Source organism: Pseudomonas sp. Marseille-Q5115 (assembly GCF_916618905.1).
Taxonomy (GTDB): domain Bacteria; phylum Pseudomonadota; class Gammaproteobacteria; order Pseudomonadales; family Pseudomonadaceae; genus Aquipseudomonas; species Aquipseudomonas japonica_A.
In genome coordinates this window covers 321,487-343,464 of the sequence record NZ_CAKAKI010000001.1, presented here as the reverse complement: position 1 = coordinate 343,464, position 21,978 = coordinate 321,487, and the positions used below count along the sequence as shown (strand labels likewise).

Below are 21,978 nucleotides of genomic sequence, written 5' to 3'. Positions count from 1 at the left end.
GGGCTACCTCAGCTTCAACGTGGCCAGGCCGATCAGCACCAGGATCACCGTGATGATCCAGAAGCGCACGATAACCCGGGGTTCGGGCCAGCCTTTGAGTTCGAAATGGTGGTGGATCGGTGCCATGCGGAATACGCGCCGGCCGGTCAGCTTGAACGAAGCGACCTGGATCACCACTGAAAGGGTTTCCATCACGAACACACCGCCCATGATGAACAGCACGATTTCCTGCCGAACGATCACCGCAATGGTGCCCAGGGCCGCGCCCAACGCCAGCGCGCCTACGTCACCCATGAACACTTGCGCGGGATAGGTGTTGAACCAGAGAAAGCCCAGCCCCGCGCCAATCAGCGCGCCGCAGAACACGATCAGCTCGCCGGCGCCCGGCACATAAGGGATCAGCAAGTAGTCGGCGAACTTCACGTTCCCTGAGAGGTAGCAGAAGATTCCCAGCGCCCCGCCCACCATGACCGTTGGCATGATTGCCAGGCCATCCAGCCCGTCGGTGAGGTTGACCGCGTTGCTCGAGCCCACGATCACCAGGTACGCCAGCACCATGAAGCCGGCGCCCAGTGGGATGCTGGCATCCTTGAGCATCGGGATGATCAGTGTGGTTTCCATCGGGCTGTTGGCGGTGGTGTACAGGAACACTGCGGCGCAGACGCCGAATACCGACTGCCAGAAATACTTCCAGCGGCTTGGAAGGCCGCGGGAGTTCTTTTCGATCACCTTGCGGTAGTCGTCCACCCAGCCAATCGCACCGAAGGCGAACGTGACCACCAGCACTACCCACACATAGCGGTTGGTGAGGTCGGCCCACAGTAAGGTGCTGATACCGATTGCCGAGAGGATCAGCGCGCCGCCCATGGTCGGGGTGCCGGATTTGGACAGGTGCGATTGCGGACCGTCATTACGCACAGCCTGGCCGATCTGGCGGATCTGTAGCGTACGAATGAACCAGGGCCCCAGCCACAGCGCAAGGACCAGCGCGGTCAGCACGCCCAGAATCCCACGCAGGGTGAGGTACTGGAAGACCGCGAAGCCCTTGTAGAACTGTTGAAGGAATTCGGCCAACAGCAGCAGCATTAATGTGTCTCCCCGCTGGCACCGCACAGGGCCGCTACGACGTGTTCCATCGCAGCGCTGCGCGAGCCTTTTATTAAAATGGTCGTGTCGGCCACCTGTTCCACGGCCAGGGCCTGGATCAGATCAGCCTGAGTTTCGAAATGGCGGGCGTGTTCCCCAAAGGCATCGACGGCGTTAGCCATGAGCGGCCCCACGGCATACAGCGCACTGACCTTGCCCCGAGCGTAGGCACCCACTTGGCGGTGGCCCTCGATAGCCCAGTCACCCAGTTCGCCGATATCTCCAAGCACCAGGACGGTGCGGCCGGAAAAGCCGGCGAGTATATCAACGGCCGCGCTCACCGAGGAGGGGTTTGCGTTGTATGTATCATCAATAACACGAGTACCGGAGGCGGTAACCTGCGCAACAGTGCGGCCCTTGACGGGCTGCACGCTGTTCAGCCCACGGGCGATTTCCGGCAGCGTGGCGCCCATGGCGCGAGCGACGGCCGCGGCCGCCAGGGCGTTGCGCACGTTGTGCTCGCCCAGCAGGTTCAGCTGGATGCTCCCTACACCGTCGTTGCAGCGCAGCTCGAACGCCGGGCAGCCGCGGGCATCGGCGGTAACCGCGCCGGCATGGAAGTCGGCGTCCGGGTTGGCCAGCGCGAAGGTGAGCACCGCGCGGGCACCTGCCCGGGCTGCCCAGATCGGGAAAGCCTTGTCGTCAAGGTTGAGCACTGCCACGCCAGTGGCGTCCAGGCCTTCGAGGATTTCCCCCTTGGCCTCGACGATTTTCTCGGGGCCGCCGAATTCGCCAACGTGGGCGGTGCCAGCGTTGTTGATCAGCGTGACCATCGGGCGGGTAAGCCCTACGGTGTAACGGATTTCACCAATGCGCGACGCGCCCAGCTCGATCGCCGCGGCCCAATACTCGGGTGCCAGCTCCAGCAGAGTAAGTGGCGCGCCAAGGTCGTTGTTCAGGTTGCCACGGGTAGCCAAGGCCGGCCCACGCACACGCAGAATGGCCGCCAGCATTTCTTTCACGGTGGTTTTACCGCTGGAACCGGTAATGGCGGCTACCGGGCCTTCGAACGCAGCGCGATTGATCGCGCCCAGCTCTCCAAGGGCCACGCGGCAATCGCGAACCACCAGTTGCGGCAAGCTGACGCCGGGCACTTCGCGCTCGACCAGTGCGGCCACCGCACCTTTGGCGGCAACGTCCGCAAGGTAGTCATGGCCGTCAAAGCGAGGCCCCGTGAGTGCGATGAACAACTGCCCGGGCTGGATAGCCCGGCTATCGATGCTCACGCCGTTGAAACTGCAGTCGCCGCCCACCAGCCGACCATCAAGGGGCTGGGCCACAGTGCTGAGGAGCAGAGGCTCAAGCATGGTCTGCCTCCCACGCGGCAAGCGCCGCTTCGGCCTGTTGGATATCGGAGAATGGCTGGCGCTCGCCGAGGATTTCCTGGTAATCCTCGTGGCCCTTGCCTGCCAGCACCACTACATCCCCGGCGCGGGCTTCGCTGATGGCCTGGGCAATGGCGGCGCCACGGCCAGACACGAACCGGGCCTGCTCGGGCCGGGCGAAACCGGGGCGAATGTCCGCGAAGATCGTGTCGGGTGCTTCGCTACGGGGGTTGTCGTCGGTAACGATGACAGTGTCAGCGAAGTCTTCGGCCACTCGGGCCATCAACGGGCGCTTGCCGCGGTCGCGATCGCCGCCACAGCCGAATACGCACACCAGGTTACCGCTGGCATGGGGGCGAAGGGCCTGCAGCACTTTCTCCAGCGCGTCTGGCGTATGGGCGTAGTCGACCACGACAAGCGGGCGATCACCGCCGCCCAGGCGCTGCACCCGGCCCTGAGGCCCTTGCAGCTTCGGCACGGCCTTGAGGATTTCATCCAGCGGGTAATCAAGCGCCACCAGCGCGCCAATCGCGGCCAGCAGGTTGCTCAGGTTGAAGCGGCCCAGCAATCGGCTGCGCAGGCTGAAGGTACCGTGCGCGGTGACCAGGGTGGCGCTCACGCCGTGATCGTCGAACCGGGCATCGCGGCAATACAGCGCGGCGGTGGGGTCTTCCAGGCTATAGCCGATCACCCGCGATACGCCGGGGCGGGAAGCCAGGTCCTGGCCGAACGGGTCGTCCAGATTGATCACCCGTGCACGGAGCGTGGACCAGGCGAACAACCGCGCCTTGGCCTCGGCGTAGGCCTGCATGCTGCCGTGGTAGTCGAGATGGTCGCGCGACAGGTTGGTGAACACGGCGATAGAGAAATCCAGCGCGGCGACCCGCCCCTGCTCCAGTGCGTGAGAGGAAACTTCCATCGCCACTGCACGGGCGCCGGCTTTGCGCAGGTCCGACAGCGTGGCTTGCACAACCACTGCATCGGGGGTGGTCAGGCGGCCGCTTTTCAGCTCGCCATGAAAACCGCTGCCCAGCGTGCCGATCAGCCCGCACCGCAACCCCAAATCGTCGAGGGCCTGCGCAATCAGCTGGGTAACGCTGGTTTTGCCGTTGGTGCCGGTCACGCCCACTAGCCGAAGGTGGCGGCCTGGGTCCGAGTAGAAGCGGCCGGCAATACTGGATAGCTGCCGAGCCAGGCCACGCACCGGGATCAAGGGGGCACTGGTGAGTGGCAATACGCTTGCGCCGTCCGCTTCATAGGCTACGGCGGCGGCGCCTCGCGCCAAGGCGTCGGCGATATGCTCGCGGCCATCGACACGGGTACCCGGCACCGCCAGGAACAGATCGCCGGGGCGCACGTCCCGGCTATCGAGGGCCAGTTCGCGGATCAACGGGTCATGCCCGGCGTCCGGGAACAGGTGGGTCAATGGCATGCTCATCAGCCTTGCCGTCCTTTGGCGGGCGCAGGCGGGGCTACGGGCGTAGCGTTGGCCTGCTGTTGCGGAGTAGCGGGAAGGTTGTCTGGCGGCACGTTCATCAAGCGCAGCGTGCCGGACATCACCTTGCTGAATACAGGCGCCGATACCAGGCCGCCGAAGTAACCGCCGGCACCCGGCTCGTCGATCACCACCACCACCGCATAGCGTGGGTTGGCCACCGGGCCGAAGCCTGCGAAGAGGGAGCGATAGGCGTTTTCGGTATAACCGCGCGAGCCGATGGTAGCCTTGCGCGCGGTACCACTCTTGCCGGCTACGTGATAGCCAGGCACCTGCGCCCGGTAAACGCCGCGCGGCGCTTCGATCACCTGCTGCAACATACCCTGAATGGTGGCGGCAACGTTCTGCGGGATCACTTGCGCGCCTTCGGGCTCGTTATCGACCTTCAGGATCGACAACGGCACCAGCTTGCCGTGGTTGGCCAATGTGGCGTAGGCATGCACCAGCTGCAGAGCAGTCACGGAAAGGCCATAGCCGTAGGACAGCGTGGCGGTTTCGGCCTTGTGCCATTCCCGGTGGTTGGGCAGGTTGCCCACGCGTTCACCGGGGAAACCAAGCCCCGAGTACTGGCCCAGGCCAACCGACGACATTACCCGGTAGATGTTCTCACCCCCGACGTCGAACGCGACCTTGCTCATACCCACGTTACTGGAGTTGATCAGGATACCGGTCAGGTCCAGCACCGGGCCTTCGGTCTTGGACACGTCCTTGATGGTGTAGCGGCCGATCTGCAACGAGCCGGGATACACATCCACTTTGTCGGTGGGCTTCCAGCGGCCGGTTTCCAGCGCGGCGCTCATGGACAGCGGCTTCATGGTGGAACCCGGCTCGAACACGTCGATGATGGCCCGGTTACGCATGGCCGCCGGGACCATGGTGCGACGGTTGTTCGGGTTGTAGGTAGGCATGTTGACCATGGCCAGCACTTCGCCGGTTTTTACATCCATGATCACCAGGCTGCCCGCCTTGGCCTGGTTGTCGGTGATGGCCTTGCGCAGCTCGCGGGTAGCCAGGTACTGCAGGCGCAGGTCGATGGACAAGGCCAGGGTTTTCCCGGCCTTGGCGTTCTTGGTCACTTGCACGTCACGGATCAGCCGCCCGCGGCGGTCCTTGATCACCTGACGCCGCCCTGCCACGCCCGCCAGCCATTCGTCATAGGCCAGTTCCACGCCCTCGCGACCGTGGTCGTCGAGGTCGGTGAAACCAACCATGTGCGCGGTGACATCGCCGGCCGGGTAGAACCGGCGGAACTCTTCCAGCCCGTAAACGCCCGGTACCTTGAGGTCCAGCACTGCCTGGCCTTGCTCGGGGGTAAGGCCGCGCACCAGGTAGAGGAATTCCTTGTTGGCGTTCGCTTCGAAGCGCTCGCTCAGTTGGGCGGGATCCTGGCCAAGGGCGCGTGCGAGGTCGGGCCAACGGTCCTTGGCCAACTGCAGCTCCTTGGGGTTGGCCCACAGGGTACTGACCGGCGTACTTACCGCCAATGGCTCACCGTTGCGATCGGTGATCAGGCCACGGTGCGCGGGAATGGGGATATGCCGCATGCTGCGCGCGTCGCCCTGGCCCTTGAGGAAGTCCCGGTCCACCACTTGCAGGTCGATGATCCGCCAGCTGATCGCCGCCACCATGATGCCGAGCAAACCCAGCACCACGCGGAAACGCCACGGATAGAGTGCGCCGTCGAGCTTCATCATGGCGCCACCATGCGCACGTCGGCGGCATCGGGCACATGCATCTTCAACTGCTCGGTAGCCAGTGCCTCGATTCGGCTATGAGCCGTCCAGGTACTTTGTTCGAGGATCAACCGCCCCCATTCAGCCTGCGCCTTGTCCCGCTCGTTGAGTTCGGTGTACAGGGCATTGAGCAGCGTACGGTTCAGGTGCGCGCTGTAGGCCACGGCGATGGCCGACACCAGCACAGCGACGAACATCAGCAGCATCAGGAAGCTACCGGTTGGCAGAGGCTTGAAGAAGAGCTTGCTCACCGCAGCTTCTCCGCGACCCGCATTACCGCGCTGCGGGAGCGAGGGTTGGCTTTGAGCTCAGCCTCTGAAGCAAAGCGTGCCTTGCCCAGGGTGCGTACGATCGGGTCGAAGCGCTGCACCTGCACCGGCAGGTTGCGCGGCAGCGTGTCCACCTCGCCCTTTTCAAGGCGACGCAGGAAAAGTTTGACGATGCGGTCTTCGAGGGAGTGGAAGCTGATCACTGCCAGCCGCCCGCCTATTTCAAGGAGGTCCATTGCAGCCCGCAGCCCGGCTTCCAGGTCTGCCAGCTCGTTGTTCACGTGAATTCGCAAGCCCTGGAATGCCCGGGTAGCAGGGTGTTTGTTCTTTTCCCAGGCTGGGTTGGCGTCCTTGAGTACCTGCGCCAGGTCACCGGTGCGCTCGAAGGGCTGAACCTGGCGGCGCTCTACCACCGCACGCGCCATGCGCCGGGCGAAGCGCTCCTCGCCGTACTCCTTGAATACGCGAGCGATCTCTTCTTCGGGGGCCTGGGCAATGAACTGCGCGGCGCTGACGCCACGGTCAGGGTCCATGCGCATGTCCAGGGGGCCGTCGTTGAGAAAGCTGAAGCCGCGGGTAGGGTCGTCCAGCTGCGGCGACGACACACCGAGGTCGAGCAGGATACCGCTTACCTTGCCTTTCAACCCCAGGCGCTCGGCCTCGTCGGCCATTTCCGCAAAACTGCGCTGCACAATGACAAAGCGGCCGTCTTCGGCCGCCAGCGTTTGCCCCGTGGCAATCGCTTGAGGGTCCTTGTCAAAGCCAAGTAATCGGCCATCGCGCCCGAGCTGTTGCAGCAACAGGCGGCTATGCCCGCCGCGGCCGAAGGTGCCATCTATATAGCAGCCGTCCGCGCGCACGGCCAAGGCCTCGATCGCCTCGTTTAGCAACACGGTAATGTGGTTGAAGCTGCTGTCAGTCGTCACAGGATCAGGTCACGCAATTCGTCAGGCATGGCGCCCGGTTGTTGGATAGCTTCGAGGTCCGCCGCGGAAACTGCATTCCACGTGTCTTCGTCCCACAATTGAAACTTGTTCAGCTGGCCTACCAGCATCGCCCGTTTGTCCAGGCGGGCGTATTCGCGCAAGCGCGGCGGCACCAGAAAGCGGCCACTCGAATCGAGTTCCAGATCCACGGCATTGCCAATAAGCAGCCGTTGCAGGCGCTTGACCTCTTCACGTAGCGAGGGCAGCGCCTTGAGCTTGGTTTCGATGATTTCCCATTCGTCGAGTGGATAGACGTTAAGGCAACGGTCGACAGTATCGATGGTGATGATCAACTGGCCGGAGCTGCGCGTATTCAGCTCGTCACGGTACCGGCTCGGCATGGCGAGACGGCCCTTTGCGTCGAGACTGATAGCATTGGCTCCACGAAACACTGTTGAGCTTCCCCGAAAAAAGACCCTGCCGCGCTATTGTTCCTTATGCGCCTGTATTTCCCACTTCCTGCCACTTCCCGCCACTCGCGCACACTATAGGAACCCCCTCCCTGCACCGTCAAGGCGCGCCGTCAGTGATTTCCTTTACATATCGGTGATTTACGACACAGATGGTGTGGAATGCGTGAAAAAGCGCCCAAAATCGACTGGGAATACCCTTCCGAGGCAGGGGATTGCGTCAAATACTTAAAGTAGATTGTGAGGATTAAGATTTTTTCGGTATAGCCAGGAGGGGGTATCAAGCGAAACGGGGAAGGAGGAAAAAGGTGGAGAGTCGGTCTGTAAGCCGGGTTCTGTCGAGGACAGTCATTCCTCTACGATGGTCATCGCTGAACACCTTTAGCAACCTACCCGGTTCCAGCGCGGGCCACGCCTATGGAACCCTATTTGGTCTTGCTCCGAGTGGGGTTTACCTTGACCACGAACTGTTGCCAGACGCGCGGTGCGCTCTTACCGCACCTTTTCACCCTTACCGGCGCCGAAGCGCTTAGGCGGTTATTTTCTGTGGCACTTTCCGTAGGCTCACGCCTCCCAGGCATTACCTGGCACTCTGCCCTATGGAGCCCGGACTTTCCTCCCCCGCGCATGCGAGCATGCAACGGCAGCGACTGTCCAACCGACTCTCCGCCGCCAAGGATACAGACCGGCAGGAGCCGGCGCCAGCCCGCGAGCTTCTTTATATCCCGGGCCGGGAGCGCAAGCACCGTGACTTTCGCCGTTTCGCTTAACCCTGTCGCTCCAGCGCCACCTGATAAAGCAGGTTCTTGCGCACGCCGGTAATCTGCGCAGCCAGGGCAGCGGCCTTCTTCAGCGGCATCTCGGCGAGCAGCAGATCAAGCACCCGTAGCGCTTCGGCACTGATCGCGTCCTCACCCACTGGAGCAATCCAGCCACCCACCAGCACTACGCATTCACCGCGCTGCTGGTTCGAATCTGACTCGATGAACGCGCGAAGCTCTGCCAATGGCAGGCCCTTGAGGGTTTCGAAGGCTTTGGTCAGCTCCCGTGCCAGCACCGCCGGCCGATCACCACCGAAGGCGGCTTCCATCGCCTGCACGGATTCGAGAATACGATGGGGCGCTTCATAGAAAATCAGCGTACGCGGCTCTTCGCGCAGCGCTTCCAGCCGGCTCGCACGGGCGGCGGCCTTGGCCGGGAGAAAGCCTTCGAAGATAAACCGGTCCGACGGCAACCCGGCGGCGGACAATGCAGCGATAACGGCGCAGGCGCCAGGAACCGGAACCACTTTTACACCCGCGGCACGGGCTTGCCGTACCAGGTGATAGCCCGGGTCGGAAATCAGCGGCGTGCCCGCGTCGGAAATCAGTGCAACGCTTTCGCCTGCCTGCAGCTTCCCGAGAAACCGCCCGCCATCCTCGCGCTCATTGTGCTCATGACAGGCCGCCAAGGGCGTCTGGATACCGAAATGCTGTAACAGGCGCAGGGAGTGACGCGTATCTTCAGCGGCGATCATTGCCACGTCCTTGAGCACATTCAATGCTCGCGGGGTCATGTCGTCGAGATTACCGATGGGGGTGGCGACCACATAAAGTGTGCCGAAAGTTGAATCTGTCGCGCCTGAGAGGGTCACAGCACACACCTTGGAAACGCCGGAAAGCGGCCATTGTAGCGGCCTCGGCAGGCTTTTGCCGAATCCGTGGGCAGCGCGCCGTGGCGTCGCACCGGCGACTGGGCTTGGGTACAATTGCCCGTTCAACGATTCGTATCAGGAAGATGTACATGACCGGTTGCCTGCGTTCGCTAATCGCCTTATTCATGGCCGTGCTACTTGCGGCCTGCGCCAGCCAGCCTGGCTCGAACCTGGGCGAACTGCCGCGAACGCCTGCCGCCAGCGTGGAGGAACTGCTGCAGCAAGCCAGCGCGAGCCAGTCCCCCGAGGAGGCTGCGTTCCTGCGGCTCACAGCCGCCAGCAAGGCAATGGAGCAACATAACGACGCCCAGGCCACGCAGATCTTCGGCGACATCGACCTGAACCGCCTCAAGCCCGCCCAGCAGGTGTTCGCCAGCACGTTGCTGGCCGAACTGGCGCTGAACCGCAACGACCCCAAGGCGGCGCTTACCGCGCTTGGCCATCCCAGCCTGCAACACCTGGGCGAGCTTCCCCTCGATCAACAGATCCGTACCCAGACCGTACGCGCCCGGGCCCTTGAAGCAGACGGCCAGGTTCTCGCCGCCGCGCGCGAACGTATTTTCATGGCGCCGACCCTGCAAGGGGATGCGGCCGCCGCGAACCATGAGGAAATCTGGAAGCTGGTAGCCAGCCTGCCCGCCGATCAGGCGCAGCCAGCCGGCAATGATGACCTGGCGGGCTGGCTCAGCCTTTCCCAGGTGGTGAAAACGCCTGGCACTCTCGAACAACAGAAAGCCGCCATTGAAGCCTGGCGTGCCCAGCATGCCAGCCATCCGGCGGCCCGTACGCTGCCTCTGCCATTGCAACAACTGATGGCCGTAACCAATCAGCCGCTGGACCGTATCGCGCTGCTGCTGCCCCAGCAAGGCCCACTGGCGGGCGTGGCCCGGGCGCTGCGCGATGGCTTCATGGCGGCGCACTATCAGGCGCTGCAGGCCGGCCAGCCGGCGCCCGCCATCGAGTTCTATGACAGCTCGAGGGTAACGTCCATGGACGACTTCTATCGCCAGGCGCAGGCGGCCGGCGTTCAGCTGGTGGTCGGCCCCCTGGAAAAGAACCTGGTCAAACAACTGAGCAGCCGCCCCCAGCTGCCAATCATCACGCTGGCCCTCAATTACAGCGACAGCAACCAGCCCGGCCCTTCGCAACTGTTCCAATTTGGCCTGGCTGCCGAAGACGAAGCGCGTGAGGTGGCCCGACGTGCGCATGCCGATGGCCTGCAACACGCCGCGGCCATCGTTCCCAAAGGCGAATTCGGTGACCGTGTGCTGGCCGCGTTCCGCCAGGACTGGCAAGCCAGTGGCGGCACACTGGTGGCTGCCATCCAGATCGATCAGCCTGTTGCGCTTGCCCAACAGATCGGCGAGCTGATGCAGGTACGGCAGACCGGAACAGGTGGCCAGGGCACCCGCCGCCAGGACATCGACTTCATCTACATGACGGCCACACCCCAACAGGCCCAGCAGGTAAAGCCTACGCTCAACTATCAGTACGCCGGTGATGTGCCAGTCTATGCCACCTCGCACGTCTATAGCGCAAGTGGGGACCAGGCGCAGTACAACGACCTCAACGGGGTACGTTTCTGTGAAACCCCCTGGCTGCTGGATACTAGCAATGGCTTGCGCCAACAGGTCGCGCGCCAGTGGCCGCAGGCCAACAGCAGCCTGGGCCGGCTGTACGCCATGGGTGCCGATGCCTACACACTTGCGCCACGACTGGGCCAGCTCAAGGCGCTGCCTGACAACCGCATCGACGGCCTGTCAGGCAGCCTCAGCCTTAATAACGCCCAGCGCATCGAACGGCAGCTGCCGTGGGCGCAATTCAACAATGGCAAGGTCGAGCGGTTGCCGGCCAGCGGCCAGTGAACAATCCGGTGCCACCCGGGGAACACGGCAAGCAAGCCGAGGCCTGGGCGGAGCGGCACCTGTGTGACCACGGCTTGCGGCTGTTGGCGCGCAACTGGCGTTGCCGCGAAAGCGAACTGGATCTGGTCATGCTAGATGGCGATACAGTAGTATTCGCCGAAGTTCGCTATCGCCGGCACCGCCAATGGGGCGGTGCCCTGGGAAGCATCGACGGCCGCAAACAGGCGCGCGTGATCAATGCCGCTGAACGGTACCTCTTCGAAGAGCCTGTATGGGCCGATCACCCGTGCCGCTTCGACATCATCGCCATTGAAGGCAACGACCCGAGCGCCCCTGGCCTGACTTGGCTCAAGGACGCATTTTCGAGTTGAATACCGTTTACGGCTCGCCGATCCACTCTGATAGTTCCGCGCCAGCTCGCTGGTAGCGCTCCCGCTTCGCGGGCCAAGGTTTTCTAAGGTAAACGATGGACATGCAATCCCGGATTCGCCGGCTTTTCCAGGCCAGCATCGACACCAAACAGCAAGCGATGGAAGTGCTTGCCCCGCATATCGAGCAGGCCAGCCAGGTAATGGTCAATGCCATGCTCAGCGAGGGCAAGGTGTTGGCTTGTGGCAATGGCGGTTCGGCTGGCGATGCCCAGCATTTCTCGTCGGAGATGCTCAACCGCTTCGAGCGCGAGCGCCCGGGCCTGCCGGCCATTGCGCTCACAACCGACAGCTCAACGCTCACCTCCATCGCCAATGACTACAGCTACAACGAAATCTTCTCCAAGCAGATTCGCGCACTGGGGCAGGCGGGCGATGTGCTGCTGGCCATTTCCACCAGCGGGAATTCTGCCAACGTGATCCAGGCGATCCAGGCGGCGCATGACCGTGACATGACGGTAGTTGCCCTCACCGGCCGCGACGGCGGCGGCATGGCTTCGCTGCTGCTGCCCGAAGATGTCGAAATCCGCGTGCCGTCACAGGTGACGGCGCGCATTCAGGAAGTCCACTTGCTGGCTATCCACTGCCTCTGCGATTTGATCGACAGCCAACTGTTCGGGAGTGAAGAATGAGCCCCACCCGCGTCGGCCTTGCGGCCCTCACCTTTTGCCTTGCCCTCTCCGGCTGCAGCTCCGTGCTGACGGCCACCCGCGACAAACCCATCGACGATGATCGAGGCACCCGCACCCTGGGCAGCAAGATTGACGACTCGCTGATCGAAACCAAGGTTGCGGTCAACGTTGCCAAAGCCAGCCCGGACCTGGACCAAGGCTCGCACATCGTGGTCACCAGCTATAACGGCGTGGTACTACTGGCCGGCCAAACGCCGCGGGCAGACCTCAAAGCCATGGCCGAGCAGGCCGCCGCTTCGGTACAGCGGGTAAAAAAGGTGGAGAACGAGCTGCAGGTCATTCAGCCGTCCTCCTTGCTGGCACGCAGCAATGACGCGGTACTGACCACCAAGATCAAGACACAGATGTTTGCGGATAACACCATTCCTGGCTCGCGCATCAAGGTCGTGACCGAGAACGGCATCGTGTACCTGCTTGGCCTGGTAACCCAGCAGGAAGCGACCCGTGCTACCAACCTGGTGCAGAGCGTTTCCGGTGTACAGAAGATCGTGAAGCTGTTCGAGTACATCGACTGATCAGCCTCACAGGTACAAAAAAGGCGACCACGATGGTCGCCTTTTTTTATTTCACCACTTTCAGGCTGGGCCGCCCGCTTGGGCGAGGCGGCTGACCGCCAGGCGGTGGCTGGTCGTCATCCAGGCCTTCCTCTTCCATGTCGAGCTCATCGTCCTCCAACGAAGGCACTTCAGGGTCAAACACCATGCCCTGCCCGTTCTCGCGCGCATAGATACCCATGATGGCCCCGACCGGCACATACAGGGTATGAGCAACGCCGGAGAAGCGACCTTCGAAACTCACGGCTTCGTTGTCCATGTGCAGGTGACGCACCGCAGTGGGCGAAACGTTGAGCACGATCTGACCATCGGTCGCAAAGCCCTCAGGGACTTGCACTGCGCGATACTCGGCATTTACCAGGATATGGGGCGTGCAATCGTTATCTACGATCCACTCATACAAGGCGCGGACCAGATAGGGACGACTGGAATTCATCAAGGGCTCCTCTAAAACTAACGCATTTCACGTTCGGCAGCCGAGAGGCTGGCCTGGAACGCTTCTCGAGCAAATTGCCGATCCATGTAATCGAGCAAGGGCTTCGCCGCACGCGGCAACTCGACGCCCATCACCGGGAGCCGCCAGAGTATGGGCAATAGACAGCAGTCAACCAGGCTTTGCTCATCACTCATGAAGCAGGACATCTCGGCAAACAGCGGGGAAACGCCGGTAAGGCTTTCGCGCAGATGCTTGCGCGCCTCGACCCGTGCGGCCTCTTTGCTGCGCGGATCGAGCAGCAGGTCCACATGCCCGCACCAGTCCCGCTGAATACGGTGCATCAGCAGGCGAGCATTGGCGCGAGCCACCGGGTAGGCGGGCAGCAACGGAGGATGGGGGTAGCGCTCGTCGAGGTACTCCATCACTACGGTGGATTCATACAGCGCCAGATCGCGGTCCACGAGCGTGGGAAGGCTGCCGTAAGGGTTCACTTCCATCAACGCCGCCGGCGGGCGCCCCGGGGCAATGTCGATGATTTGCACGGTAACGGCCTTCTCGGCCAACACGATACGCACGCGATGGGAATAATGGTCGGCAGGATCGGAGTAGCAGGCCAACCTGTTGGTTACGCCCATGGCGATCTCCTCGCTGGAAACAGATAAACGAACGCGCCCGAGGCACTTCCCCCGCACAGGGCCCGGCACTAGCCAGGCAACAGCGAACGGAAACACCCCAAGGCGCGCGATAACTGCGAATCTTACAACAATTTTGCTGTCAGCGGGGCTGACCGCGGTCACTGCGCAGGCCGTGGCATAGCCCGAGAACGACATCGGACGGGCAAAAAGCGGTAAAAACAAAAAAGCCCGGTTCTTTCGAACCAGGCTTTTTGTTGAAGCTTGAGCAGCGAATTAACGCTTGGAGTACTGCGGACGCTTACGCGCTTTACGCAGACCAACCTTCTTACGCTCAACTTCACGGGCATCGCGGGTAACGAAGCCGGCACGGCGCAGATCGCCACGCAGGGTTTCGTCGTACACCATCAGGGCACGGGTGATACCGTGACGGATGGCGCCAGCCTGGCCGCTTACGCCACCGCCGGAAACGGTCACGAACACGTCGAATTTCTCGACGGTGCCGGTCAGTTCCAGAGGCTGACGAACAACCATGCGCGCGGTTTCACGACCGAAGAAGGAATCCAGCGTGCGGTTGTTGATGGAGATGTTACCGGTACCCGGACGCAGGAAAACGCGAGCGGTAGAGGTCTTGCGACGGCCAGTGCCGTAATTTTGAGTCGCCGACATAGTGAACTATTCCGTTAAATCTTCAGTTCTTGGGGCTGCTGAGCAGTATGAGGGTGTACAGCGCCCGCATAGACTTTCAGCTTACGGTACATGTCGCGACCCAGCGGGTTCTTCGGCAGCATGCCTTTGACCGCGGTCTCGATCACGCGCTCAGGTGCCTTGTCGATCAGCTTGTCGAAAGTGATCGATTTGATACCGCCCGGGAAACCGGAGTGGGAGTAGTACACCTTGTCCGTGGACTTGGCGCCGGTTACACGAACCTGCTCGGCGTTGATGACGACGATGTAGTCGCCGGTGTCAACGTGCGGAGTGAATTCAGGCTTGTGCTTGCCACGCAGACGGCTCGCGATTTCAGTAGCCAGACGACCCAGGGTCTGGCCAGCGGCGTCGACGACAAACCAGTCGCGCTTTACTGTTTCCGGTTTAGCAGTAAAAGTTTTCATTCTTTATAGCCTCAGGGGCCGTCCAACAAAAATAGACGGCGGAGCTTACTGAATAGTGCTTGCTTTGACAAGGTCAAAGGCAGCCGCATCCAGACGCTTTTGGGGGCTCGGGTCATCGCGTCAGGGTTCGGCAAAGGGCCTGTTCGTGGAGGGGCATCACTTCCTCCGCGTGCAGAGCAGGCGAATTATCCGGATTACGGCGAAAACATCAAGCAACTTTTTCAGCGTCGGTGTTAACGCAATGGCCGGCTGGACAGCTGGGCGCAAAACCAAGACGATAGTGCCAACAAATGACCGTTTCCCCTTACAAGAACAACAATCCATGCCCGTACTGCCCGCTCTTCCGCTGCGCCGTGTCGCTATCCTCGCCACCGACCAGGTATTTGCTTCCACGCTCACCCAGGCCAAGGACTTTTTTCATCTTGCCAGCCTTCGATACGGTCGCGAGTCGGGTCTTGGCCTCACCCCGGCCTACGAGACGTGCCTGGTCAGCCCAGGCGGCGAGCAGGTAATGACCTTCAGTGGCACCTCTATCAGCGTTGATGGCGGGCTGGAAGACGCCGATGTAATCGTACTGCCTGCGTTTTCGGACGGGATCGACCCGATGTTCGCCCGCGCGCCGCAGGTAGTGCCTTGGCTACGCGAACAGCACGCCCGCGGCGCGGTAATCTGCGGCGAGGCGAACGGGGTATTCTGGATGGCCGAGGCAGGGCTGTTGAATGGCAAGGAAGCGACCACCTACTGGCGCTTCTTCGACCGGTTCGCCGAACGGTACCCGCAGGTGAAGCTGACCCGCGACAAGCACCTGACCGACGCTGACAACCTCTACTGCGCCGCAGGCCTGACCTCAGCCTCCGATCTGTACATCTACCTGATCGAACGGTTCTGTGGCGCATCGGTTGCCCAGGGCGTGGCCAGGGACATACTCCATGAAGTGCGCCGCACTTACGCGCCAGGCCGTATCGGTTTCGGCGGCCAGAAGCTGCACCAGGATCCGCAGGTGTTGCAGATACAGCACTGGCTGGAGGCGCATTTTGCGAAGAAGTTTCGCTTCGAGGACCTGGCCCGGGACCACGGCATGAGCATTCGCAACTTCATGCGCAGGTTCCAGGCCGCCACGGGCGATAAACCCCTGCACTACCTGCAACGCTTGCGCATCGAGACAGCCAAGGGGCTGCTTTCCAGCAGCGCGAAGAGCGTCAAGACCATCAGCTACGAAGTGGGCTATGACGACGCCAGCTTCTTCGCGCGGCTATTTCGGCAACACACCGGCGCGTCGCCGAACCAGTACCGCCAGCGCTATGTGGCGCAAACCGCCTGACAGCGCTGTATCAGGGCTTGTGCGCCCGGGAAAGGAACTCATGCGATTGCATTTCCAGCAAGCGGCTGAGCGTGCGCTGGAATTCGAAGTTCAGTCGGCCACCTGAATACAGGTCCTTGAGTTCCACTTCCGCCGAAATGATCAGCTTCACGTTCCGGTCGTAGAACTCGTCGACCATATTGATAAAGCGCCGGGCGATGTCGTCGGTGGCAACGCCCATCTGCTCCACGCCGCTCAGGATCACCGCATGGAAGATCTTGCCCAGCTCGATGTAGTCGTTCTGGCTGCGGGGGCCATCGCACAGCGCGCGGAAGTCGAACCAGGCCACATCGTCACAAGTACGCACGGCGCGGATTTCGCGGTTCTCGATCATCAGCACATCGTTCTCGACCGCTTGCGTGCATTCGGGGGTGAGCGCACGGAAGCTGTCGCGAAGGCTCTTCTCGGCGGCTTCGTCGAGTGGGAAATGGAACAATTCAGCCTGCTCAAGGTGTCGCAAGCGGTAATCGACGCCGCTGTCGACATTGACCACTTCGGTGTTCTGCTTGATCAGGGCGATCGCGGGCAGGAAACGGGCGCGCTGCAAACCGTCCTTGTACAGACCATCCGGCACGATGTTCGAGGTAGCGACCAGCGTGACGCCATGCTTGAACAGCTCTTCCATCAGGGTGCCGAGGATCATGGCGTCCGTGATATCGGACACGAAGAATTCATCGAAACAGATGACGCGCGACTCGTCAGCGAAACGCTTGGCGATGAGAGTGAGGGGGTTTTTCTCGCCCTTGAGGTTTTTCATTTCCTCGTGCACGCGCTTCATGAAGCGGTGGAAGTGGGTGCGGGTCTTTTCCTTGAACGGCAGCGCTTCGAAGAAGGTATCGACCAGGTAGGTTTTCCCCCGGCCTACGCCGCCCCAGAAATACAGGCCCTTGACCGGCGCTGCTTCTTTCTTGCCGAACAGCTTGCCCAGCAGCCCCGGCTTGGCCTGGCTGGCGGCGATCAGGTCATCATACAGGCGCTGCAGATGGCGAACCGCTGTTTCCTGCGCCGCATCGTGGAAGAAATCAGGACGTTTCAGGTCAGCTTGGTATCGTTCAAGAGGCGTCATAAGTCGTCTGCGAGGCTTTAAAACCGGGCCGCCACTTTAACGGCGGCCCTGCGGGATGGCAATCAAGGCCGCGACCAATCGCCGCGGCCCCCAGGGCACTCAGGCTTGCGGGCGAAGCGCCTGACGGACGGCATCAATGGCGAGATCGCGGGTGGCTTGATCGGCAAACTCAGGGCTGTCCGCCACGCAGGCGTCGTCCAGCCATAGGCCGAAGCCGCTGCCGTCAGCACGCAGGTCGGGATTGCCTTCCTGCAATCGCTTGCTCGCCGCACCCGCCTGCTTGCCGTCGGCGAATGGCCGGGACAGCAGCAGTTGCTCGCCGTCGGCGCTGAGCAGGCGGAAGCGGAAGGTGCCGTCCTGTTCGCGGAAGCTCACGAAACGGGCGGCCTTTTCGGTTTTCTTGCGTGCTTCGCCCGCCCCGACAACCTGCGCGCGGAAAGAGCGCAGGCCAACGGCTTCGCGCAGCTGTTCGAGGAACGGGGTGGCGGTTTTGCGGGCCTTGATCGCGCCAGCCTGGAGGATGTCTTCGAGGTCTGCGGGGCGCTCGATCAACTGATGATAGCGCTCGCGGGCTTCGCCCAGCTCACTGTCAAGCAGGGTGAACAGCCGCTGCTTGGCATCACCCCAGCCCAGCCCGCCCAGCAGGTGGCCGCGGAATTCCTCGGTTTGCGCCGGGGTAGCGAACGCGCTGTAAAGCGTGAACAGGTGGCTGTTGTCCGGGTCTTTCGGCTCGCCTGGGGCGCGGGAGTCGGTCACGATCCGGGCGATGGCGTCCTTGAGCTGCTTGGGGCTGCTGAACAACGGAATGGTGTTGTCGTAGCTCTTGGACATCTTGCGGCCATCCAGGCCAGGCAGCGTAGCTACGCTTTCCTCGATGACCGCCTCAGGCAGTACGAACAGTTCCTTGCCTTTGCCGAACAGGTGGTTGAAGCGCTGGCCGATGTCACGCGCCATTTCAACGTGTTGAATCTGATCGCGGCCGACCGGTACCTTGTGGGCATTGAACATGAGGATGTCCGCGGCCATCAGCACCGGATAGCTGTACAGGCCCATGGTCACCCCGGCGTCCGGGTCTTCCCCTGCCTCCAGGTTCTTGTCCACTGAAGCCTTGTAGGCGTGGGCGCGGTTGAGCAAACCCTTGGCGGCCACGCACGTGAGCAGCCAGGTCAGCTCCGGGATCTCTGGTATATCGGACTGCCGATAAAAAGTGGCGCGCTCCACATCCAGCCCACCGGCCAGCCAGGTGGCTGCGATTTCCAGGCGCGAGCGCTGGATGCGCAGCGGATCATCGCATTTGATCAGGGCGTGGTAGTCGGCCAGGAAGTAGTACGAGTCCATACCGCTCTGACGGCTGGCCTCGATAGCCGGGCGAATGGCGCCGGCGTAGTTGCCCAGGTGGGGCGTGCCGGTGGTGGTGATACCAGTGAGAATACGGGTGGTCATGGGTGATCGCTTATCAGGCTGCATTCAAGGGGCAAGGCGCGGCGAAACCAGGTCTTTGAGGTCTGTGAGTTTGCCATGAAAGAAGTGGCCGCATTCTGCCACTTTCAACAGTTCGTGGGGCCGCTCCAGCGCATCGGACCACTGATAGACCAGCGACGGGTCGACCACTTCGTCGTTTTCCGGCTGAACCACCGTGATAGGGCAGCGCTCCGGGAGGGGTTCTTCGGCTCGCAAGCGCATCACCGCGGGGGCGCACATGAACAAATGCCGCAACTGCGCACCCTGGCGCTCCAGGCGGCCAGCGAGTGTGGCCGCCACGAAGCCGCCGAAGGAAAAGCCCAGCAGCGTGAGCGGCAGGCCCGGATGACGAATGCGCAGCCAATTGGCGGCCGCGTTGGCATCGTCCACCTCGCCCAGGCCCATGTCATGGGCGCCGGCGCTGCTGCCCGTGCCTCGGTAGTTGAATCGCAACGTGATGTAACCGGCGTCCCGCGCGGTACGTTGCAAGGTAGACATGACCTTGTTGAGCATGGTGCCACCCTGCTCCGGGTTCGGATGGCAGAGCAGCGCCAGCCCGCGTGGCTCGGGAACTTCGAGGTAGAGTGCTTCGAGCTGGCCAACCGGGCCGTCGAGCATCAGGGGGTTTTCGCGGATCAGCAAGGGTATGAACTCCGTGACCCTCACGAGGGTCGACTCGTCTAGCTATCGGTTTGTGCCTGCACAGGCCTTGAGGCAAGGCCCGGCGCGGCGCTGCGCTTTTCAAGGCCCGTTGCGGTATACAGCGCGGGTGCGAGCCGTTAACGTAATGCAAAGCCGTTTATAGAGGAAGGACTCGTGGAACACTCGCTCTTGGTTTGGTTGCTCCCCACCCTGGCTCTGGTTGTGGGTGTCATCGTGGGCTTCCTCATTGCTCGCCATGCCCCCAATGCCGTACCAGGCGGCACTCAGCGCCAGCTGGATGACCTGCAGAAGAAATTCGACAACTACCAGCACGAGGTGGTGACGCATTTCAACAGCACCGCCATTCTGGTCAAAAAGCTCACTCAGAGCTATCAGGAAGTTCAGGATCATCTGGCCGAGGGTGCGAACCACCTTGCCCTGGATGAGCTTACTCGCCAGCGGCTGCTGGCCGCCTTGCATTCGGACGCCAACCAGCCGCCACGTGACCGGCTCACCCCGCCCCGTGACCAGGAAGTTCCGAAGGACTACGCGCCCAAAGGGCCCGGCACGCCGGGCATGCTCGACGAGCAGTACGGGTTGAAACGCAAGTAATGAAAAAGGGCCTCGGATGAGGCCCTTTTTCGTTGCGGCAATAGCTTTCCCGAACTCAGATCGCTCCGCGCGCGCGCAGCAGCTCGATGACCTGCTTCACGCCCTCTTCCACCGACACCGCCTGGGTATCGACCACAAGGTCGGCATCCAGCGGAATGTCATAGGGGAAGGACTCGCCAGGAATGTTGTCCTGCCCGGCTGCGTAGAGGCCCTGCGGGTCACGCTCGGCACATACCTGGGGCGACGCCTGAACGTACACAGTGATCAGCCGATCACTGCCAATCAGGTCCCGTGCCTGGGCACGGCCTTCACCATCGGGCGCTACGAATGCCGCCAGGGTAAGCAGGCCGGCCTCGTTGAACTGACGAGCAACGTGAGCCGCCCTGCGCCAGTTCTCGGTGCGCCCGGCGCGATCCTGCGGCAGGCCCTTGTTCAGGTCATGACGCAGGTTTTGCCCATCCAGTACGAACACGGCGCGGCCGGAGTCGAACAGCTTGCGCTCCACGGCATAGGCCAGGGTGCTCTTGCCAGCCCCGGAAAGCCCGGTAAACAGCACGGTGGCCGGCTTCTGGCCGAAGCGAAGGGCGCGCTCTTCCACGCTCACATGAGCCAACGCACCATGGGCGCCCGCCGTACCGTGAGGCACCACAGGCGGCGCGATGATCATGCCCGCGCCAACGGTACCGTTGGTAAGGCGATCCACTACGATAAAGGCACCGGTAGTGCGATTGCTGGCGTAACCGTCCAGGGCGATGGACGAATCCAGTGCCACCTTTACCTTGCCGATTTCGTTCAGCGCCAAGGCGCTCGCCGGGCCCTCTTCGAGCGTGTTTACGTCCACGCGGTGCGTGATGCTGGCGATGGAGCCTGGCACATAGCTGGTAGCGCGCTTGATGTCGTATTTCTTGCCCGGGAGCATCGGCTCTTCGGACATCCACACCAGCATGGCGTCGAACTGGTCGGTAACCGGGGGCACGTTGTCGGCATGCACCAGCAAGTCGCCACGGGAGATATCGATTTCGTCTTCCATGGTCAAGGTAATGGCCTGGCCCGGCCCTGCCTGCTCCAGTTCGCCTTCGAAGGTGACGATGGATTTCACGCGGCTGCTCTTGCCGGACGGCAGCACCACCACTTCGTCGCCCTTGTGCACCACACCGCTGGCCAGCGTGCCAGCGAACCCACGGAAGTTAAGGTTCGGGCGGTTGACGTACTGCACGGGGAAGCGCAGGTCGGTGAGGTTGCGGTCAGCAGCCACTTCGACCGTTTCGAGAATTTCCATCAACGCAGGGCCGGTGTACCACGGCGAACGTTCGCTGCGGTTGACCACGTTGTCGCCCTTGAGGGCCGACATCGGCACGAAATGCAGGCTCGAGGGCGCCAGCTTGATCGCCTCGGCAAATTGCAGGTAATCGGCCTTGATGCTTTCGAACACGCCTTCATCGAAGCCTTTGAGGTCCATCTTGTTGATGGCGACCACGATGTGCTTGATGCCCAGCAGGGAGGCGATATAGCTATGGCGGCGGGTCTGGGTTTGCACCCCATAACGCGCATCCACAAGGATGATGGCCAGGTCGCAGGTAGAAGCACCCGTGGCCATGTTCCGCGTGTACTGCTCATGGCCGGGGGTGTCTGCAATGATGAACTTGCGCTTGGCGGTAGAGAAGTAGCGGTAGGCCACGTCGATGGTGATGCCTTGCTCGCGCTCGGCCTGCAAGCCGTCTACCAGCAGGGCCAGGTCCACTTCCTCGCCAGTGGTACCGACCTTCTTGGAGTCACGCGTGATGGCTTCGAGGTGATCCTCGTAGATCATCTTGGAATCGTGCAGCAAGCGCCCGATCAGGGTGCTCTTGCCGTCGTCCACGTTCCCGCAGGTCAGGAAGCGCAGCAGTTCCTTGCGTTCGTGCTGGGCCAGATAAGCGAGGATGTCCTCGCTGATCAATTCGGATTGGTGACTCATCTTGAGCTCCAAGCCATAAGCGTCAAGCGGCAAGCTTGTAGCGTACGGCTAGTTAGAAATTTTGTTGATCCACAAGGCGCTCTTGGGTCGCTAACGCTCCGAGC

Annotated in this window: 22 protein-coding genes and 1 other RNA gene; 6 read left to right on the top strand and 17 right to left on the bottom strand. The window is 62.1% G+C overall.

What is annotated here, in order from left to right:
* Positions 1-3: 3 nt before the first annotated feature.
* From mraY to rsmI, 9 genes are all read right to left on the bottom strand, one after another.
* Positions 4-1,086: a phospho-N-acetylmuramoyl-pentapeptide-transferase gene (gene mraY, locus LG385_RS01630; protein ID WP_225771904.1), complete on the bottom strand. Its 1,083-nt coding sequence runs from the start codon at positions 1,084-1,086 to the stop codon at positions 4-6.
* Positions 1,086-2,453, bottom strand: coding sequence for a UDP-N-acetylmuramoyl-tripeptide--D-alanyl-D-alanine ligase (locus tag LG385_RS01625; protein WP_225771902.1), 1,368 nt, complete (start codon positions 2,451-2,453; stop codon positions 1,086-1,088). Before LG385_RS01625 ends, mraY begins: the two co-directional genes overlap by 1 nt.
* Complete coding sequence (locus tag LG385_RS01620; RefSeq protein ID WP_225771900.1) at positions 2,446-3,909, bottom strand: UDP-N-acetylmuramoyl-L-alanyl-D-glutamate--2,6-diaminopimelate ligase; 1,464 nt, start codon at positions 3,907-3,909, stop codon at positions 2,446-2,448. The genes LG385_RS01625 and LG385_RS01620 overlap by 8 nt, the downstream gene beginning before the upstream one ends.
* A complete protein-coding gene (locus LG385_RS01615; protein ID WP_181115750.1) occupies positions 3,909-5,657 on the bottom strand; it encodes a peptidoglycan D,D-transpeptidase FtsI family protein in 1,749 nt (582 codons plus the stop codon). The genes LG385_RS01620 and LG385_RS01615 overlap by 1 nt, the downstream gene beginning before the upstream one ends.
* The gene (gene ftsL, locus LG385_RS01610; RefSeq protein WP_181115373.1) at positions 5,657-5,950 is read right to left on the bottom strand and encodes a cell division protein FtsL; all 294 of its coding nucleotides are present in this window, start codon (positions 5,948-5,950) and stop codon (positions 5,657-5,659) included. The genes LG385_RS01615 and ftsL overlap by 1 nt, the downstream gene beginning before the upstream one ends.
* Entirely contained in the window at positions 5,947-6,894 is a 948-nt protein-coding gene (rsmH, locus tag LG385_RS01605; RefSeq protein ID WP_181115375.1) for a 16S rRNA (cytosine(1402)-N(4))-methyltransferase RsmH, read from the bottom strand. The genes ftsL and rsmH overlap by 4 nt, the downstream gene beginning before the upstream one ends.
* On the bottom strand, positions 6,891-7,346 hold the full coding sequence (gene mraZ, locus LG385_RS01600) for a division/cell wall cluster transcriptional repressor MraZ (protein WP_181115377.1): 456 nt from the start codon (positions 7,344-7,346) through the stop codon (positions 6,891-6,893). The genes rsmH and mraZ overlap by 4 nt, the downstream gene beginning before the upstream one ends.
* Positions 7,347-7,672: 326 nt before the next feature.
* Positions 7,673-8,030: RNase P RNA component class A (gene rnpB / locus LG385_RS01595), an RNA gene on the bottom strand.
* A 100-nt stretch (positions 8,031-8,130) separates the two neighbouring features.
* On the bottom strand, positions 8,131-8,997 hold the full coding sequence (gene rsmI / locus LG385_RS01590; protein ID WP_225771897.1) for a 16S rRNA (cytidine(1402)-2'-O)-methyltransferase: 867 nt from the start codon (positions 8,995-8,997) through the stop codon (positions 8,131-8,133).
* 149 nt (positions 8,998-9,146) lie between these two features.
* Between rsmI and LG385_RS01585 the strand changes: the two genes are divergently transcribed.
* The 4 genes from LG385_RS01585 to LG385_RS01570 all read left to right on the top strand — a co-directional run bounded on the left by LG385_RS01585 (position 9,147) and on the right by LG385_RS01570 (position 12,557).
* Positions 9,147-10,922: a penicillin-binding protein activator gene (locus LG385_RS01585; RefSeq protein WP_225771895.1), complete on the top strand. Its 1,776-nt coding sequence runs from the start codon at positions 9,147-9,149 to the stop codon at positions 10,920-10,922.
* Between the two features lie 8 nt (positions 10,923-10,930).
* Positions 10,931-11,293, top strand: a complete 363-nt coding sequence (locus LG385_RS01580) for a YraN family protein (protein ID WP_413247349.1) — start codon at positions 10,931-10,933, stop codon at positions 11,291-11,293.
* 95 nt (positions 11,294-11,388) lie between these two features.
* Positions 11,389-11,982 (top strand): phosphoheptose isomerase, encoded by a 594-nt coding sequence (locus LG385_RS01575; protein WP_181115388.1) that lies wholly within the window; start codon positions 11,389-11,391, stop codon positions 11,980-11,982.
* Entirely contained in the window at positions 11,979-12,557 is a 579-nt protein-coding gene (locus LG385_RS01570; RefSeq protein ID WP_181115391.1) for a BON domain-containing protein, read from the top strand. The genes LG385_RS01575 and LG385_RS01570 overlap by 4 nt, the downstream gene beginning before the upstream one ends.
* A gap of 46 nt (positions 12,558-12,603) precedes the next feature.
* Here the strand turns inward: LG385_RS01570 and LG385_RS01565 are convergent, their stop codons facing one another.
* The 4 genes from LG385_RS01565 to rplM form a co-directional block, all read right to left on the bottom strand.
* Positions 12,604-13,032 (bottom strand): ClpXP protease specificity-enhancing factor, encoded by a 429-nt coding sequence (locus tag LG385_RS01565; RefSeq protein WP_225771891.1) that lies wholly within the window; start codon positions 13,030-13,032, stop codon positions 12,604-12,606.
* A gap of 17 nt (positions 13,033-13,049) precedes the next feature.
* On the bottom strand, positions 13,050-13,667 hold the full coding sequence (locus LG385_RS01560; protein WP_181115397.1) for a glutathione S-transferase N-terminal domain-containing protein: 618 nt from the start codon (positions 13,665-13,667) through the stop codon (positions 13,050-13,052).
* Positions 13,668-13,940: 273 nt separating this feature from the next.
* A complete protein-coding gene (gene rpsI, locus LG385_RS01555; protein WP_181115398.1) occupies positions 13,941-14,333 on the bottom strand; it encodes a 30S ribosomal protein S9 in 393 nt (130 codons plus the stop codon).
* Between the two features lie 14 nt (positions 14,334-14,347).
* Positions 14,348-14,776: a 50S ribosomal protein L13 gene (rplM, locus tag LG385_RS01550; RefSeq protein WP_181115400.1), complete on the bottom strand. Its 429-nt coding sequence runs from the start codon at positions 14,774-14,776 to the stop codon at positions 14,348-14,350.
* A 322-nt stretch (positions 14,777-15,098) separates the two neighbouring features.
* Between rplM and LG385_RS01545 the strand changes: the two genes are divergently transcribed.
* A complete protein-coding gene (locus tag LG385_RS01545) occupies positions 15,099-16,097 on the top strand; it encodes a GlxA family transcriptional regulator (protein WP_225771889.1) in 999 nt (332 codons plus the stop codon).
* Positions 16,098-16,107: 10 nt separating this feature from the next.
* Here LG385_RS01545 and zapE read toward each other — a convergent pair whose 3' ends face one another.
* From zapE to LG385_RS01530, 3 genes are all read right to left on the bottom strand, one after another.
* Complete coding sequence (gene zapE, locus LG385_RS01540) at positions 16,108-17,202, bottom strand: cell division protein ZapE (protein ID WP_181115404.1); 1,095 nt, start codon at positions 17,200-17,202, stop codon at positions 16,108-16,110.
* Between the two features lie 99 nt (positions 17,203-17,301).
* A complete protein-coding gene (locus LG385_RS01535) occupies positions 17,302-18,645 on the bottom strand; it encodes a tryptophan--tRNA ligase (RefSeq protein ID WP_225771887.1) in 1,344 nt (447 codons plus the stop codon).
* Between the two features lie 24 nt (positions 18,646-18,669).
* Positions 18,670-19,305, bottom strand: coding sequence for an alpha/beta hydrolase (locus LG385_RS01530; protein WP_181115409.1), 636 nt, complete (start codon positions 19,303-19,305; stop codon positions 18,670-18,672).
* 174 nt (positions 19,306-19,479) lie between these two features.
* Between LG385_RS01530 and LG385_RS01525 the strand changes: the two genes are divergently transcribed.
* Positions 19,480-19,917: a YhcB family protein gene (locus tag LG385_RS01525; protein ID WP_181115411.1), complete on the top strand. Its 438-nt coding sequence runs from the start codon at positions 19,480-19,482 to the stop codon at positions 19,915-19,917.
* A gap of 55 nt (positions 19,918-19,972) precedes the next feature.
* On the opposite strand, the gene cysN is transcribed toward LG385_RS01525, so the two are convergent.
* The gene (cysN, locus tag LG385_RS01520; protein WP_225771886.1) at positions 19,973-21,874 is read right to left on the bottom strand and encodes a sulfate adenylyltransferase subunit CysN; all 1,902 of its coding nucleotides are present in this window, start codon (positions 21,872-21,874) and stop codon (positions 19,973-19,975) included.
* Positions 21,875-21,978 lie beyond the last annotated feature (104 nt).

Excerpts from the sequence above, each read along its gene's own strand:
- mraY (WP_225771904.1), bottom strand. The coding sequence starts at position 1,086 with ATGCTGCTGCTGTTGGCCGAATTCCTTCAACAGTTCTACAAGGGCTTC.
- rpsI (WP_181115398.1), bottom strand. The coding sequence starts at position 14,333 with ATGTCGGCGACTCAAAATTACGGCACTGGCCGTCGCAAGACCTCTACC.
- LG385_RS01620 (WP_225771900.1), bottom strand. The coding sequence starts at position 3,909 with ATGAGCATGCCATTGACCCACCTGTTCCCGGACGCCGGGCATGACCCG.
- LG385_RS01570 (WP_181115391.1), top strand. The coding sequence starts at position 11,979 with ATGAGCCCCACCCGCGTCGGCCTTGCGGCCCTCACCTTTTGCCTTGCC.
- cysN (WP_225771886.1), bottom strand. The coding sequence starts at position 21,874 with ATGAGTCACCAATCCGAATTGATCAGCGAGGACATCCTCGCTTATCTG.
- LG385_RS01625 (WP_225771902.1), bottom strand. The coding sequence starts at position 2,453 with ATGCTTGAGCCTCTGCTCCTCAGCACTGTGGCCCAGCCCCTTGATGGT.
- LG385_RS01575 (WP_181115388.1), top strand. The coding sequence starts at position 11,389 with ATGGACATGCAATCCCGGATTCGCCGGCTTTTCCAGGCCAGCATCGAC.
- LG385_RS01560 (WP_181115397.1), bottom strand. The coding sequence starts at position 13,667 with ATGGGCGTAACCAACAGGTTGGCCTGCTACTCCGATCCTGCCGACCAT.
- LG385_RS01565 (WP_225771891.1), bottom strand. The coding sequence starts at position 13,032 with ATGAATTCCAGTCGTCCCTATCTGGTCCGCGCCTTGTATGAGTGGATC.
- rplM (WP_181115400.1), bottom strand. The coding sequence starts at position 14,776 with ATGAAAACTTTTACTGCTAAACCGGAAACAGTAAAGCGCGACTGGTTT.
- LG385_RS01535 (WP_225771887.1), bottom strand. The coding sequence starts at position 18,645 with ATGACCACCCGTATTCTCACTGGTATCACCACCACCGGCACGCCCCAC.
- LG385_RS01615 (WP_181115750.1), bottom strand. The coding sequence starts at position 5,657 with ATGAAGCTCGACGGCGCACTCTATCCGTGGCGTTTCCGCGTGGTGCTG.
- zapE (WP_181115404.1), bottom strand. The coding sequence starts at position 17,202 with ATGACGCCTCTTGAACGATACCAAGCTGACCTGAAACGTCCTGATTTC.
- LG385_RS01545 (WP_225771889.1), top strand. The coding sequence starts at position 15,099 with ATGCCCGTACTGCCCGCTCTTCCGCTGCGCCGTGTCGCTATCCTCGCC.
- LG385_RS01585 (WP_225771895.1), top strand. The coding sequence starts at position 9,147 with ATGACCGGTTGCCTGCGTTCGCTAATCGCCTTATTCATGGCCGTGCTA.